14 protein-coding genes are annotated in these 14,157 nt (G+C 44.7%); 4 read left to right on the top strand and 10 right to left on the bottom strand.

The features are described 5' to 3' along the window. Nucleotides 1-127 precede the first annotated feature (127 nt). Nucleotides 128-592 carry an Lrp/AsnC ligand binding domain-containing protein gene (locus BHC43_RS10290; RefSeq protein WP_100140483.1) on the top strand — a complete coding sequence of 155 codons (465 nt, stop codon included), beginning with the start codon at nucleotides 128-130 and terminating at the stop codon, nucleotides 590-592. A 44-nt stretch (nucleotides 593-636) separates the two neighbouring features. Here the strand turns inward: BHC43_RS10290 and BHC43_RS10295 are convergent, their stop codons facing one another. Beyond that, complete coding sequence (locus BHC43_RS10295; RefSeq protein WP_100157320.1) at nucleotides 637-1,512, bottom strand: LysR family transcriptional regulator; 876 nt, start codon at nucleotides 1,510-1,512, stop codon at nucleotides 637-639. A gap of 121 nt (nucleotides 1,513-1,633) precedes the next feature. Here BHC43_RS10295 and BHC43_RS10300 point away from each other — a divergent pair, with 121 nt between their 5' ends. After that, on the top strand, nucleotides 1,634-2,137 hold the full coding sequence (locus BHC43_RS10300; protein WP_100151808.1) for a phenolic acid decarboxylase: 504 nt from the start codon (nucleotides 1,634-1,636) through the stop codon (nucleotides 2,135-2,137). Nucleotides 2,138-2,555: 418 nt separating this feature from the next. Here BHC43_RS10300 and BHC43_RS10305 read toward each other — a convergent pair whose 3' ends face one another. The 3 genes from BHC43_RS10305 to BHC43_RS10315 form a co-directional block, all read right to left on the bottom strand. Continuing rightward, nucleotides 2,556-2,951 carry an ACT domain-containing protein gene (locus tag BHC43_RS10305; RefSeq protein WP_100157321.1) on the bottom strand — a complete coding sequence of 132 codons (396 nt, stop codon included), beginning with the start codon at nucleotides 2,949-2,951 and terminating at the stop codon, nucleotides 2,556-2,558. Nucleotides 2,952-3,426: 475 nt separating this feature from the next. Beyond that, entirely contained in the window at nucleotides 3,427-4,341 is a 915-nt protein-coding gene (locus tag BHC43_RS10310) for a prephenate dehydrogenase (protein WP_180297484.1), read from the bottom strand. A 46-nt stretch (nucleotides 4,342-4,387) separates the two neighbouring features. Next, the gene (locus tag BHC43_RS10315) at nucleotides 4,388-5,188 is read right to left on the bottom strand and encodes a 3'-5' exonuclease (RefSeq protein ID WP_100157322.1); all 801 of its coding nucleotides are present in this window, start codon (nucleotides 5,186-5,188) and stop codon (nucleotides 4,388-4,390) included. Nucleotides 5,189-5,513: 325 nt separating this feature from the next. On the opposite strand from BHC43_RS10315, the gene BHC43_RS10320 reads away from it, so the two are divergent. Both BHC43_RS10320 and BHC43_RS10325 read left to right on the top strand, forming a co-directional pair. Then, nucleotides 5,514-6,365, top strand: a complete 852-nt coding sequence (locus tag BHC43_RS10320; protein WP_100157323.1) for a DsbC family protein — start codon at nucleotides 5,514-5,516, stop codon at nucleotides 6,363-6,365. A gap of 204 nt (nucleotides 6,366-6,569) precedes the next feature. After that, nucleotides 6,570-6,926, top strand: coding sequence for a DUF488 domain-containing protein (locus BHC43_RS10325; protein WP_100157324.1), 357 nt, complete (start codon nucleotides 6,570-6,572; stop codon nucleotides 6,924-6,926). 961 nt (nucleotides 6,927-7,887) lie between these two features. On the opposite strand, the gene accD is transcribed toward BHC43_RS10325, so the two are convergent. The 6 genes from accD to trpB all read right to left on the bottom strand — a co-directional run bounded on the left by accD (nucleotide 7,888) and on the right by trpB (nucleotide 13,902). Beyond that, nucleotides 7,888-8,760 (bottom strand): acetyl-CoA carboxylase, carboxyltransferase subunit beta, encoded by an 873-nt coding sequence (accD, locus tag BHC43_RS10330; protein WP_100157325.1) that lies wholly within the window; start codon nucleotides 8,758-8,760, stop codon nucleotides 7,888-7,890. 67 nt (nucleotides 8,761-8,827) lie between these two features. Next, nucleotides 8,828-9,613 carry a tryptophan synthase subunit alpha gene (gene trpA, locus BHC43_RS10335; protein WP_100157326.1) on the bottom strand — a complete coding sequence of 262 codons (786 nt, stop codon included), beginning with the start codon at nucleotides 9,611-9,613 and terminating at the stop codon, nucleotides 8,828-8,830. Between the two features lie 159 nt (nucleotides 9,614-9,772). Then, complete coding sequence (locus BHC43_RS10340) at nucleotides 9,773-11,134, bottom strand: PFL family protein (protein WP_100140492.1); 1,362 nt, start codon at nucleotides 11,132-11,134, stop codon at nucleotides 9,773-9,775. Nucleotides 11,135-11,143: 9 nt separating this feature from the next. Next, nucleotides 11,144-11,419: an ACT domain-containing protein gene (locus BHC43_RS10345; RefSeq protein ID WP_100140493.1), complete on the bottom strand. Its 276-nt coding sequence runs from the start codon at nucleotides 11,417-11,419 to the stop codon at nucleotides 11,144-11,146. Between the two features lie 51 nt (nucleotides 11,420-11,470). Beyond that, a complete protein-coding gene (locus BHC43_RS10350; protein ID WP_100157327.1) occupies nucleotides 11,471-12,652 on the bottom strand; it encodes an MFS transporter in 1,182 nt (393 codons plus the stop codon). 47 nt (nucleotides 12,653-12,699) lie between these two features. Next, nucleotides 12,700-13,902 (bottom strand): tryptophan synthase subunit beta, encoded by a 1,203-nt coding sequence (trpB, locus tag BHC43_RS10355; RefSeq protein ID WP_100157328.1) that lies wholly within the window; start codon nucleotides 13,900-13,902, stop codon nucleotides 12,700-12,702. Between the last annotated feature and the right edge of the window lie 255 nt (nucleotides 13,903-14,157).

A 14,157-nucleotide genomic window follows, 5' to 3' on the forward strand; every position in this document is an offset into this window, starting at 1 on the left:
AATCCTGAAAATAAACTGTTTAGTAACTTCTCCTAGTGTAAACAAAGAATGATAGTGAATTTCACTTTATTTTTACCAAAAAAAGGTGTATTTTAATAATTTATCACATTCAAACTACAAATTAATCATGCACCAGATTGATAAAGTGGACATGAAAATTTTGTCCTTACTGCAAAAAAATGCCCGCACCACCATGACCGAACTGGCCGATAAAGTAGGGTTGTCTACCACACCGGTTACCGAACGAGTACGGCGGCTGGAACGTGAAAACATCATTACCGGCTATCACGCCCGTCTGAATCCACGTGCCCTGAATCAAAGCCTGCTGGTATTTGTCGAAATCAAACTGCGTTCTAAATCCGGCAACATCTTCGAGGATTTCCGACGAGAAGTTTTGACCATTCCGCAAGTACTGGAATGCCATCTCATATCTGGCGAATACGATTACCTAATTAAAGTGAGATTGCCCAATATGCACGCCTACCGCAATATGCTGGGCAATATATTGCTCCAGCTACCTGCGGCAGCCGAAAGCCGCAGTTATGTGGTAATGGAAGAAGTAAAAGAAGAACAACTACTACACCTAGAATAAAATCATAGCACTAGCTATTCTAAGACTGAATAATCAGCCTTCTTTCATACTTTATCCTGAATCAGCCTGACCAATAACGCTGTTTCATTGTCCAGCTGAGCCTCATCCTGATTTAAAAACAAATATACCGGCGTAGCACGCCGCACACCATATTTTAATGGTAAAACCTGTAATTCCCCACTGGCCAACTGCGCCTGAATCCGCTCTTCCGGCAGCCAGCCATAGCCTACACCCTGAGTCACAGCCTCAATAGCCGTTTCAATTGTGGTGAATGTCCAGTTTTCTGCTGCACTTACTTGCCGGTAGGGTAGCTGCTGCTGTTCGCGGCTAACAATCTCAATCAACGGATAGCGAACCAGTACATCCTGACCCAGTGGTGCCGGCAAAGCCAGCAGCGGATGCTTACGCTGCGCCACAGCTACAAAGTTCACCTCTAGCAATAACTTACCCTGACGTATCATTTCTGCGCTAGGCGTGATGATGTAGACATCTGCCTGTTGCTGCTGGAGCACAGCACAGCTTTCACTTCGTAGCACTTCTGTCAGATGAATTTGAGTAGAGGGATAAACCTGTTGAAAACGGCGTAAAACTGTAAACAGACGCGTTTTAGGAAAAATACTGTCCACCACCAAATCTAGCCGTGCCCGCTCACCGCGTTGCAGCGCACGGGAACGGTTTTCCAGCTTCTCGAACCCCTGCAACAGAGGCAAGGCCTGTGCCAGTAGCTGCTGACCAGACGCTGTCAGCTCTGCCTTGCGGCCAACAATAGTCAGTAACGTTACACCCAGCCGTTCCTGCATTAACGTCAACTGGTAGCTCAGGGAAGACTGGCTGCGGTTAAAGGCTTCCGCAGCACGGGCAAAACTGCCATAGCTCACCACAGCCTGTAAAAGCTGCCATTGTTCCAGTGTTGTTTTCATCGCTAATCAATCGAAATTTTGGAACATTTTATCTCAAAAATAACGTTATTCATCTGGTCCATACCTGTTTAAACTTCACTTATCCATTTAATCAAAATATCTTTTAATTTAAAGGAAAAAAATGTCTGTATTTGATAAAAACGATCTGAGCAACATTCTAGGCAAACATTTGGTTTACACCTATGATAATGGTTGGAACTACGAAATATACGTGAAAAATGCCACCACAATCGATTACCGCATTCACAGTGGCATAGTGGGCAATCGTTGGGTAAAAAGTCAAAAAGTCTATCTAGTACGGCTGGCTGAAAATGTATACAAAATCTCATGGACCGAACCAACCGGTACCGACGTCAGCCTGAGCGTCAACTTGGCCGACAAAATCTTCCACGGTACCATCTTTTTCCCACGTTGGGTAATCAACAATCCGGAAAAAACCGTTTGCTTCCAGAATGAGCATATTCCACAAATGGAAGCTTACCGAGAAGCTGGTCCGGCCTATCCCACAGAAGTAATTGATGAATTTGCCACCATTACCTTCATCCGTGATTGTGGTGAAAATGATGAAAGCATTATTAACTGTCCTGCCAGCGAATTGCCAGCCGATTTTCCGAATAATCTTTAATTAATTTCTTCAGAAAACAGGGCGGAAATTAAATTTTCCGCCCTGTTTTTTCATCCTCAAGCCAGTAACAACCATCCGCAGCAATACTTTTTTAAATATTCAGAACTTCTCCATCATATTGCACTACTTTATTTTTGCTGCTAAAACATGCTTTCAAATATCAAACATACTGATTTAGAAGCTTCAGCACATAGCAGACCTAATTTTTATCAAATAGTATGTAAATCAGAATGAAATTGTACCAAAGCCGGGGCAATACCCTGAATTGAGGATGAAATTAACCAATCCATATAACCATTTTCCAGCAACTAAAAATATTGATAATCCCGACCTATGTTGGCAAATTAGCAAAAGAGAAATATAGTCAAATCATGATTTCTACCAACGCAAAATCATGATTTAAACCGGTCATATATTATTATGCTTTGTCCAAATGATTGAGAATATCCAAAGCCGGTGCTACATCAGTTTCTGCAACAAAGATATGATCATGATAATAGCCGGCCACTACATTACAGCTAATATTCTGCTGTGCCAGAGCGCGAGAAAAAGCGGCGGTAAGTCCTACAGCAGACAGAGAAGAATGCACCTTCAAGGTAATCCAGCCGGCAACATAGTCATAGCTTAGCTGATGCTCATCAGCCACAGCCTGAGGCAGGATCAGCGTAGTTCCCTCACTTTCCTGCACAGTAGCCACAGCAGCAGACAGCAATTCAGCCACCGGCTGCTTTACGGTACAGAACACATATCTGCCCGCATTATGCTGCGGCGCTGCCGATCGCAGCAAAACATGCAAATTACTTTCACCAGACATAATCTTCCCCTGAGTCTGAATATAAAACAACTATCCTAACAGCATTCATATACCAACAAAAGCTTAGGCTTATATTTTTCCAGCTTTCCGACATTACTTCGCTATTTAAAACCAAATATCCGGAATGCACCTCTTAAGTAACAAACAAAATACAACTAAGAGGTGAATCGAATATGACTTATAAAAATTCCTTTAGCATACTAAAAAACAGATAAAAAAATGCGCACACGATTAAGTGTGCGCCAAGTCTACAAAGGAGAAATAGAGGAGAAACTGTTAAACCAACTAGGAGCTGATTTAACGAAGCGAATTATGCCTCAACTACGCCTGCATAGCAAGTCATATTTTGTATTAATTCGACAAAATAAGGTTATTTTAATTAAAAATACCGCAAAATTCATTAACTGCATCTAACTTGTGCTGAAAAAATATCAAAAAAGACTTTATCTTACTATCACTTAGCCATACCAAGGTATTATCTGCCTGCCGGCACACCTGCTGTAGCCTGAATCTGCTCATTTTGCCAGCTTTCGCGGATTTTTTGTGCCTTTGCAAAAAAAGCCGTGAGCTTCTGCGCATCACCATCTTGCAGGCATTGCTTCAAATACGCCAGCTCCTGCTGTTGTTTCTCAAGCAGACCAGCAAGCACCTGTCGGTTCGCCAAACAAATATCCGTCCAGATCTGCGGATGACTGGCGGCAATTCGGGTGAAATCCCGAAAACCGCTACCAGCAAATTGTAACAGCTCATCCGCATTAGCTGCTTCCGCCAGCTGATGCACATAGGCATAAGCCAGCATATGCGGCAAATGGCTTACAGCAGCAAAAATCGCATCATGTCTGGCTGCATCCAGATAATAAATTTGCGCCTGCACCGCTTGCCACATTGCTTCCACAGCCTGCAAAGCCGTTTTATCCTGCTGCTCATGAGCACAGATAATACATTTTTTTGCAGCAAACAAGCCAAACTGTGCTGCCAGCGCCCCATGACGGTCGGAACCAGCAATCGGATGTGCCGCCACACAGCGCTCATAATGCTGTGGCAACTCAGCAGCAAAAGCCTGCAAAGCCAGCTGCTTAGTACTGCCCACATCAGTGACAATACATCTATCTGGCAAAAATGGCGCAAGCTGGCGGCAGATAATCGGCAAAGTATTAACTGGCGTAGCGATGAGCACCATATCGGCATCAGCCATACTTTCTGCATTAATGCATTCGTAGGCACAATCAATTACACGTCGCTCTAGAGCCCGCGTCAGATTGTCAGCATCAATATCAATACCAACCACCTCTTCCACCCGAGCCGCCCGTTTTAAATCCAGTGCCAGCGAACCACCTATCAGCCCTACCCCAATCAGCACCAGCCTATGCATACTTATCTCAGCAATCATTCTATCCACAACATCATTACCGTGTCCGGCTTATCAACTTTCATCATCAGAGTGGCCGTCCCCATGCATCCAGAAATTCCTGCCAGTGCGGCGCCTGCAATCCTTTCAGGTAAACCTTCAGACCACGGATTTCCTGTTCGTATTCATCGGCATTCAGAAAACCACGCAACAGATTAAAACGCAGATACATCAAATAAGTATTAGCAGCATCTGTCTCGCAATACTGCCGAATCTGGGTTAATTCTCCCTGCTGATATGCAGCCCAGACCTTACTGCCATCCATCCCCAGCTTACCCGGAAAACCACACAGCTTAGCCATATCATCCAACGGAACACAGGCTCGCGCTTGATAGAGAGAAAGCAAATCCATCAAATCACAATGACGTGCATGATAGCGGCTGATATAGTTGTTCCATTTGAAATCTCGGCTGTCACCAAAATCCCCTTCCCCCATATCCCAGTAACGAGCGGCACTGATACCATAAATTAGCGCACGATAATGCAACACCGGTAAATCAAATCCACCACCATTCCAACTCACCAATTGCGGCGTATGTGTTTCAATCAACTCAAAAAAACGTGCAATAAGCGTTTCTTCACTATCTTCTGGCGTGCCAATACTACCAACATGAATCTTTTCTGCCCCCCAGCGCATACAGCATGAAATGGCTACCACCTGCTGCAAATGCAGCTGCATAAAATCATTACCGCCAGTTTTTGCCCTTCGCTGCTGCAAAGCAAACTCCACCACATCGGCATCACTTACTTCCGCCGGCAAATGATGAAGTACCCGGATACCGGCCACATCAGGCACGGTTTCAATATCGAAAGCCAAAATCGGATTCATGGCAATGGTTCACATTGATTAACGAAAGAGTATTGTGGCATGAAGCAAGAAGCCGCGCCATACGTTTTAGCCTCAAAACAGTATTACAACACGGTCAGGATTGTTTTATACTCACAATCAGTCAGAACCAGTGAAAAATGCAGAAAACCCTAAACTCAGAATCATTTTTCTAGCAGCCAGATAGATTTACTTGCCGTATGATTTAAGCCTGTTTTAGCAACAAAATAGCAGCATTTTTCACGCTCATACTGACACATACTTCACAGGCTGGGCATAATGGCCACAGATTATCAATAACCCCTTATTAACTCATTCTCAGACATTTATGATAAACAAAATCCGCTTATGGCAATGGCTTGTTCCTTTACTGGCCATACCTGTCCTCGCCTCTTGCGACGGTACTCCCGTTCATAATATAGACAAAACCGCCAGTGCCACATCCGGTATCAGTGCCCCAGCATCAGCCAATAAAGCTGCTGCAGTTGGTGCGGCAGTAGATGACGCAACCAATAAAAAAATTAGCGATAATCTGTCCAAAAACATGCAAAAAGCATTTAAAAGCTCAGAGTTAAACGTTCAGAGTATCTATACCACTCCATTTAAAGGTATATATGAAGTGGTAATCACCGGTAATCAGATTATCTATACTGATGAAAATGCCGATTACATCATGCTGGGTAATCTGATTGATCTCAAACACCATCAGAATCTGACGGAGCAACGTATGAGTGATTTATCAAAAATAGATTTTGACCAGTTACCACTGGATAAAGCAATCAAAGAAGTACGTGGCAACGGCACGCGGGTAATGGCAGTATTCTCCGACCCAGATTGCCCTTTCTGTAAAAAACTGGAAGAAGAATTCGCCCAGATTGATAACCTCACAGTTTATACTTTCCTCATGCCGGTACCCGATCTACATCCAGGCGCACAGAAAAAAGCAGTACAAATATGGTGTCAGAAAGAACGCACCACCGCCTGGACAGAATGGATGCGTCATGGCAAGGAACCAGCCAGCGTAGCCAATTGCAGCAACCCCGTAGAAGACACCATGAAGCTAGGCAATAAATTTGGTTTTGATGGTACCCCCACCATGGTATTTCCGAACGGCAAAACCATTTCCGGCCTAATGCGTAAAAATGAACTGGAGCAGGAATTAATCAAAAATCAGAAATAAAAACTGGTCACGCGCAAAAGCAGCCGTAAGCGGCTGCTTTTTTTATTCTGTTTTGAAAAAGTAGCATCCAACTATTTAGCGAATCAGTTTGAAAAGAGCAGTGAGCACACTTATATCTTACTTTAATCAACGCTAGCATATCATCTTGTCAAAACAAGCTATTGTACCTATTATTAATTAAATTCAGATTCTCCCCCAGCAACCATGTATAACATTGAGCGTGTCTACACCTATCAGCAACAACAGCCAGCTGTATTGATTGACCGCCTGTGGCCGCGTGGTATCAGCAAAACCAGAATGAACAACGTTTTATGGCTAAAAACCGTTGCACCTTCCAGCGAGCTGCGACAGTGGCTACATCAGCAGCCCAATACCCGCTATGGTGAACTTTGCTTACGCTACCAGCAGGAACTGAAGCAGCCACCACAGCAACAAGCCTTGCAGAAGCTACAACAACTGCATCAGCAGCACCAGCAATTATGGCTGCTAACCGCAGTTAAAGATATTACCCACAGCCATGTACCAATATTACTGGCACAATTACAAAATAGAGCCAGTTAGAAAACAGTAAAAAGCTGTCTGATATGTGGACACCGCCATCGAGCCAAGGTTGTCATAAGATTTCAAAGGAAATTCACTGGGCGGGAACAGTAATTCCGCGCTAAAGGCTTTGGGATTCCAGATTGCTTTCAGGTCGTCGTGCTGAAAAGATTCAAACATTAGTAAACAGACTCAAAAATCTGAAAGAAAACCATCAAAAAATATTGTGTTAGTAAATGAAGATCAATAATTTAGAATAAATCCCATTAAGAAAATATTTATGGGATTTTATAAGAAAAAATAAAATTTTTTACATCAATAAAATATTGAACAAATTGAATAAAGAAATAAGAAAAAGAATTTTGTTAATACCCCATAAGATAGGGGTTGATTTCAAATAGTGTCTTGGATTTGAAATATGTTTATAAAAAAATTCTTGTAAAAAACTAATCTTAAAATGCGAAATTTATTACGGCGTATTTGCTATAGAATATGTCAATGCTTTAATATGAATATTACTTTTATATTTTATTATTATAATTCATTGATTTATTGATTATATATCAATAGATATAATCATGGTATAAATTCTTAAGATGCAGCCAATTCTTTTTTGATTTGATTAAAGAAAAGTCAGACAAAAACCTAATTTTTTAATATCTATCAAAGATTAAGTTTTAATGTCAATTAATTTCTAATGGATAATCAATCTTCATTTTATATAGATGTATAAAATGACAAGGCGAATTGCGTCAAAATACAGTTATATCCATGAAAAACTGGAGAAAATGCAATCTGAACTGCTTAACTGTGGTACCTTTTCCCAGTGACAGATCAGATATTATTATTGAGCTGTTATAAGCGCATATTCGGGAAGTCAGTTCATCTGAAACATAAATAACCTATGTCTGAAACAAATACCCGGCCGAAAATTACTTTCTGACCAGGTATTAAATTATATTCTTGTATTAAGTTCCGTCGCTCAGGCTGCATCAGCACCAGACTGCGAACGTAATAGTTGAATCAAGCGCACAATACGTTCTTTCATTTCTCGCCGGTCGACAATCTGGTCAATGGCACCCTTATCCAGCAGAAACTCTGCCCGCTGGAATCCCTCCGGTAAAGTCTCACGCACTGTCTGTTCAATCACACGCGGACCGGCAAAGCCAATCAGTGCATTCGGCTCCGCCAGTACCACATCGCCGATAAAGGCAAAGCTCGCAGAAACACCACCCATAGTAGGATTGGTCAATACCGAAATAAAGGGCAGCGATTTATCCGTCAGCAGATGCAGAGAAGCACAGGTTTTGGCCATCTGCATTAGCGAATTCAAGCCTTCTTGCATCCGTGCCCCACCAGAAGCAGCCACACAGATAAAAGTACAGTTATGTTTTACCGCTTCACGCACACCACGCACAAAACGTTCACCCACAACGGAGCCCATAGACCCGCCGATGAAATTGAATTCAAAAGCAGCTATTACAACCGGTACGCCATTCATGGTACCACGCTTCACCACCAGCGCATCATCCTCTTGCGTCAGTTTGCGAGCAGTACTCAGACGGTCTGTATATTTTTTGCTGTCTCGGAACTTAAGAATATCAATCGGTTTAATATCAGCACCAATTTCATACTGTTTACCTTCATCCAGCATCAAGTGAATACGCTCACGCGCCGAAACCGGATTATGGTAGCCGCACTTTGGGCACACTTCCATGTTTTTCTTCAAATCCGTGGCATACAAAGTCGCCGCACAAGACGGACATTTTTGCCATAAACCTTCAGGAATACCGCCGGATTTGGCCACAGGATCTTTTTTAATCTTGGGTGGCAGGATTTTATCTAACCAACTCATACTTTCATTCCTGGTTATTACCGTCCGCATACTTCTCACGGGCGGCAGAATTAGGATTGCACGCAGATTATTTCAGCGCCTGTCTCAGCTCGGCCACTACTGGTGCGAGCGCCTCAGCTTCATGGCCTGCATGCTCAGCAATCGTCTGTACAAAGCGGCTGCCCACAATCACTGCATCTGCTACTGCACCGATGCGGCGGGCACTGTCAGCATCGCGGATACCGAAACCCACACCAACAGGCACCTTAATAAACTGGCGTAAATGATCAATTTTACGCGAAACTTCAGTTGTATCCAACTGTGATGAACCAGTCACACCTTTCAGTGACACATAATAAACAAAACCACTGGCCTTACTGCCAATCAGTTTAATCCGTTCATCAGTTGTAGTCGGGGCAATCAGAAAAATACAATCCAGCCCGTGTAATTTCAGCTGTTCATGCAAATCATCAATTGCCTCTGCCGGACAATCTACAGTCAACACACCATCTACACCAGCCTGAGCAGCCTCACGGGCAAACGATGCATAGCCCATATGAAAAACTGGATTCAGGTAGCCCATTAATACCACCGGTGTAGTCTGATTATCCTGTCTGAACTGTGCCACCACGGACAGCACATCTGTCAGTGACACTTGTTGACGCAAAGCCCGTTCTGATGCAGCTTGAATAACTGGCCCATCTGCCATCGGGTCGGAGAAAGGTACGCCTAGCTCAATAATATCCGTACCATTGGCAACCAGCGTCTGCATTAGCTTTACGGTAGCAACCGTATTAGGATCGCCACAGGTAATATACGATACCAGAGCAGTACGACCATGCAACTGCTCAAACGTCTGTTGAATTCTACTCATTTTCCTTATCTACCCTTTTCGAAGTGTGCCAATGCTGCTGCGACACCAGACGGACATCTATTCTAGCTGCCTCTAGCAACAGCGAAATTCCTGCTAGACTGCAATACTCGCTGTACAGATAATCTCAACTTAATCATAGCATGCACCACAGCACATCCTTTAATTTTTCATCGACTGCACTGGTGCCGGCACGCGACCGCCGCGATTGATAAACACCTCGCAGGAACCGGATTTTACCGGCATCACCGGCGCCCGTCCCAGCAGGCCTCCAAACTCTACGTAATCACCAACATCTTTACCGCTAACAGGAATCACTCGCACTGCCGTGGTTTTACTATTAATTAATCCGATTGCCGCTTCATCAGCAATAATACCGGCAAGCGTACTCGCCGGTGTATCGCCCGGTACCGCAATCATATCCAGACCTACCGAACACACTGCGGTCATCGCTTCCAGCTTATCCAGTGTCAATACACCTGCTTCTACAGCGGCTATCATACCTTCATCTTCCGATACCGGTATAAATGCACCACTCAGACCGCCTACAGCACTAGACGCCATCATACCGCCTTTTTTCACGGCATCATTAAGTAAGGCCAGTGCGGCTGTGGTACCGTGGGTACCGCATACACTCAACCCCATTGCTTCCAAAATGCGTGCCACACTATCACCCACTGCTGGAGTAGGTGCCAGTGATAAATCCAGAATACCAAATGGAATACCGAGCATTTTGCTGGCTTCATGCCCAATTAACTCACCTACGCGAGTAATTTTAAACGCAGTTTTCTTCACCAGCTCGGCCACTTCGGTCAGAGAAAGTCCCTGCGTATTCTGTAATGCCGCACAAACCACACCCGGTCCGGAAACGCCTACATTAATCACGCAATCCGCCTCGCCGGCACCATGAAAAGCACCAGCCATAAATGGGTTATCCTCCACGGCATTACAAAACACAACGAGTTTGGCACAGCCAAAGCCCTCTGGCGTGATTTCAGCAGTCTGACGGATGGTTTCGCCCATTAATCTAACGGCATCCATATTAATACCGGCACGTGTAGAGCCGATATTCACCGAGCTACACACCACATCAGTACAGGCCATTGCCTTAGGAATGGAACGAATCAACACCTCATCGGCCGGACTCATACCCTTATGTACCAGAGCGGAAAAACCACCAATAAACGAAATACCAATGGCTTTGGCAGCCTTATCCAGCGTCTGCGCAATTGATACATAGGAATCCGCCCCAGTGGCAGCACCAATCTGTGCAATCGGTGTGACCGCAATGCGTTGATTTACAATAGGCACACCATATTTGGCAGAAAGTTCTGTTGCCGTCTGCACCAAATTTTTTCCCACCCGCGTAATCTTGTTAAAAATCTTTTCATTGAGGCGGTTAATATCTGTATCAATACAATCATGCAGATCAATACCAATGGTAATGGTACGCACATCAAAATGCTGGTCAGAGACCATACGCACCGTTTCCAGAATTTCATTATTCTGAATAGAAAACGACATAGACAACTCCTAAATCCGATGCATAGCATTAAACAGAGCTTCGTCCTGCACACGGATATGCAAACCCCGCTTTTCACCTTCACTGTCCAGAAATTCACTGAACTGCAAACGCGGCATTGTGCATCGCTCCGTATCCAGCAGAATAATCATAGTGAAATAATCATCCATAAGCTGCTGGCTAATATTCATAATGCTTACCTGATGCTCTGCCAGCAAAGTGGCAACTTCAGCAACAATACCAATACGGTCCTTACCAATTACTGTCATCACAGCATGACTAGACATACTCAATCCTATTCACAATAACGATTTCAAATCAGAAGAGCGCAAACAGTCTTAAGACATTTGCTCACATTTAAACAAAAGCGCACACAGCAGAATTAAAAAAGCAATTCCGCCTCCAAGCATTGCCACTCCATTCCAGCCGACATGTGCATAAGCCATAGCGGAAGCCAGCGAACCAAGTACACCGCCGATAAAATACATACTCATATAGCCCGATGCAATACGACCTTTTAGCGCCGGATCAGAACGATAAATTAACGACTGATTGCAGATATGCAAAGCCTGAATAGCAAAATCCAGCAGTATTACCCCGCCAATCAGCGCCCACAGATACTGGCCACCGGCATACAGCAGTGCCCAGCTGAAGAGAAACAGCAGCGCACACACCACAGTCATTGCATAACTGCGGCCTTTATCAGCTGCCCAGCCTCCGACATTGGAACCGAATATACCCAGCGCACCAAACAGTCCGAACAAACCAATCGTACTTAAACTGAAATGATAAGGAGCGTTACTGAGCAACAGCGTCAGCGGCGTCCACAACACAGAAAATAGACAAAAATCCAGAGCCCCCAGCACACCGCGCTGACGCAATAACGGCGTACGCCACAACAAAGACCACACCGATACCAGTGTCTGCCAATAGCCAAAAGATCGGCTGCGCTCACGTTGTACATGCGGTAACTTCCATTGCAAAGTCAGCGTCATCAGCATCAGCATGGCCGCGCCTAATACATACACCATGCGCCAGCCCCACCAATGAGCCACCAAACCGGAAAAAGTACGCGACAGCAGAATCCCCAGCAACAAACCGCTCATCAACGTACCAATTACCCGCCCGCGCTGCTCAGGATCGGTTAGGCTGGCTGCTAGTGGCATCAGTATCTGCGCAACCGTACAAAAAGCACCCACCAGCAACAGTCCGGCTACAAATAAATATATATTCGGCGCCAGTGCAATGAGTAGTGCACTAATACTGACTATACCGTACAGCGAAACGATTAGTTTTTTGTTATCCAGCAAATCACCCAAAGGCACCAGAAACATCAGTCCCAGCGCATAGGCCAACTGTGTGAGTGTAATCAGCATTCCGCTACTGTCCACATTAAGCCCAAAATAGCGAGCCATGACCTCAATCAGCGGAAAAACAAAATAATTACTAGCTACCGCCAGACCGATGGCCAACGCCATCACAAAAATCTGTACAGAAGACAGCCTGATGCGATTATTCATACACTACAAACAATATTCAAACAATTACAGCACAGTGGCCTGCATAATCACAGGCTGATACCATCCAAACGGGCAACCGTATTGATATCCTTATCACCGCGGCCGGAAAGATTCACCAGAATCACTTCATCTGGACTCATTTTCGGCGCATTGGCCACAGCCCATGCCAGAGCGTGGCTAGATTCCAGCGCTGGTATGATTCCCTCTTGATGACAGAGCAGATGGAACGCTTCCATCGCTGCCTCGTCACCCATAGCTTCATACTGAACACGACCAATATCATGCAGCAAGCTGTGTTCGGGACCGATTCCTGGATAATCCAGACCGGCAGAAACTGAATGCGTGGAAACCACCTGCCCGTTTTCATCCTGCATCAAATAACTGCGGAAGCCGTGTAAAACCCCTACCGGACTATGTGAGCTGATGGGCGCAGCATGCTGATGTCCAGTCAGACCCAGACCACCGGCCTCTACTCCCACCAGACGCGTTTCAGGAACATTAATGTAAGGATAAAATAGCCCGATCGCATTAGAACCACCACCAACACAGGCTACAGCTACATCCGGCTGACGCCCGATTGCTTCTTGCATCTGCTGCTTGGCCTCATTGCCAATCACGCACTGAAAATCGCGTACCATTTCTGGGTAGGGCATCGGACCGGCAGAAGTACCAATAATATAATAAGTATCATCTACCCGTGCCACCCACTCACGCAAAGCCTCATTCATGGCATCTTTCAGCGTGCATGAGCCTGAATCCACACCCACCACCTTTGCACCCAAAAGTTTCATCCGGTACACATTCGGTGCCTGACGCTGAATATCCTCTGTGCCCATAAACACTGTGCATTCCATGCCGAATCGTGCTGCCACTGTCGCTGATGCCACACCATGCTGACCAGCACCGGTTTCGGCAATCACTCGCTTCTTACCCATGCGCTGTGCCAGTAAAGCCTGACCAATCGTATTGTTGATTTTGTGCGCACCGGTATGATTCAGGTCTTCCCGCTTCAAATAAATCTGTGCCCCGCCCAGATGGGCAGTTAGGCGGCGGGCATAGTACACCGGACTAGGACGTCCCACATAATATTTCAAATCTTCATGGTATTGTGCCCAGAACGCCGGATCAGCCTTCGCTGCATAATAAGCCTGTTTTAACTCAGTTAGAGCCGTAATCAGTGTCTCTGATACAAACAGCCCGCCATGCTCACCATAAAATCCCTGTTCATCCGGATAATGATAATTTTCCATATTTTTTTCCATTGAGCGACTAAATACCTAGAGAATAAAACTATTCGGCCATATTAACATTTTTTAAATACATTATCCTGTAAACCGTCTAACCTACAGAATAATTGCACTCACAACTTTGCTTTCATCTGTCTATGTCGCAATTTCCGATATCAAAAAAAACAAACATAAATAATTACCAAAATGACGCCGATGCAGACTTGTGTTCTGAATAACCTGTTTCGCAGTATCAGAAACAAACGTCATATAAGAAAG

It is taken from the genome of Snodgrassella alvi, assembly GCF_002777855.1.
Lineage (GTDB): Bacteria > Pseudomonadota > Gammaproteobacteria > Burkholderiales > Neisseriaceae > Snodgrassella > Snodgrassella alvi_E.

Coding starts and splice junctions, on each gene's coding strand:
- BHC43_RS10290 (WP_100140483.1), top strand. CDS start 128: ATGCACCAGATTGATAAAGTGGACATGAAAATTTTGTCCTTACTGCAA.
- BHC43_RS10295 (WP_100157320.1), bottom strand. CDS start 1,512: ATGAAAACAACACTGGAACAATGGCAGCTTTTACAGGCTGTGGTGAGC.
- BHC43_RS10300 (WP_100151808.1), top strand. CDS start 1,634: ATGTCTGTATTTGATAAAAACGATCTGAGCAACATTCTAGGCAAACAT.
- BHC43_RS10305 (WP_100157321.1), bottom strand. CDS start 2,951: ATGTCTGGTGAAAGTAATTTGCATGTTTTGCTGCGATCGGCAGCGCCG.
- BHC43_RS10310 (WP_180297484.1), bottom strand. CDS start 4,341: ATGATTGCTGAGATAAGTATGCATAGGCTGGTGCTGATTGGGGTAGGG.
- BHC43_RS10315 (WP_100157322.1), bottom strand. CDS start 5,188: ATGAATCCGATTTTGGCTTTCGATATTGAAACCGTGCCTGATGTGGCC.
- BHC43_RS10320 (WP_100157323.1), top strand. CDS start 5,514: ATGATAAACAAAATCCGCTTATGGCAATGGCTTGTTCCTTTACTGGCC.
- BHC43_RS10325 (WP_100157324.1), top strand. CDS start 6,570: ATGTATAACATTGAGCGTGTCTACACCTATCAGCAACAACAGCCAGCT.
- accD (WP_100157325.1), bottom strand. CDS start 8,760: ATGAGTTGGTTAGATAAAATCCTGCCACCCAAGATTAAAAAAGATCCT.
- trpA (WP_100157326.1), bottom strand. CDS start 9,613: ATGAGTAGAATTCAACAGACGTTTGAGCAGTTGCATGGTCGTACTGCT.
- BHC43_RS10340 (WP_100140492.1), bottom strand. CDS start 11,134: ATGTCGTTTTCTATTCAGAATAATGAAATTCTGGAAACGGTGCGTATG.
- BHC43_RS10345 (WP_100140493.1), bottom strand. CDS start 11,419: ATGTCTAGTCATGCTGTGATGACAGTAATTGGTAAGGACCGTATTGGT.
- BHC43_RS10350 (WP_100157327.1), bottom strand. CDS start 12,652: ATGAATAATCGCATCAGGCTGTCTTCTGTACAGATTTTTGTGATGGCG.
- trpB (WP_100157328.1), bottom strand. CDS start 13,902: ATGGAAAATTATCATTATCCGGATGAACAGGGATTTTATGGTGAGCAT.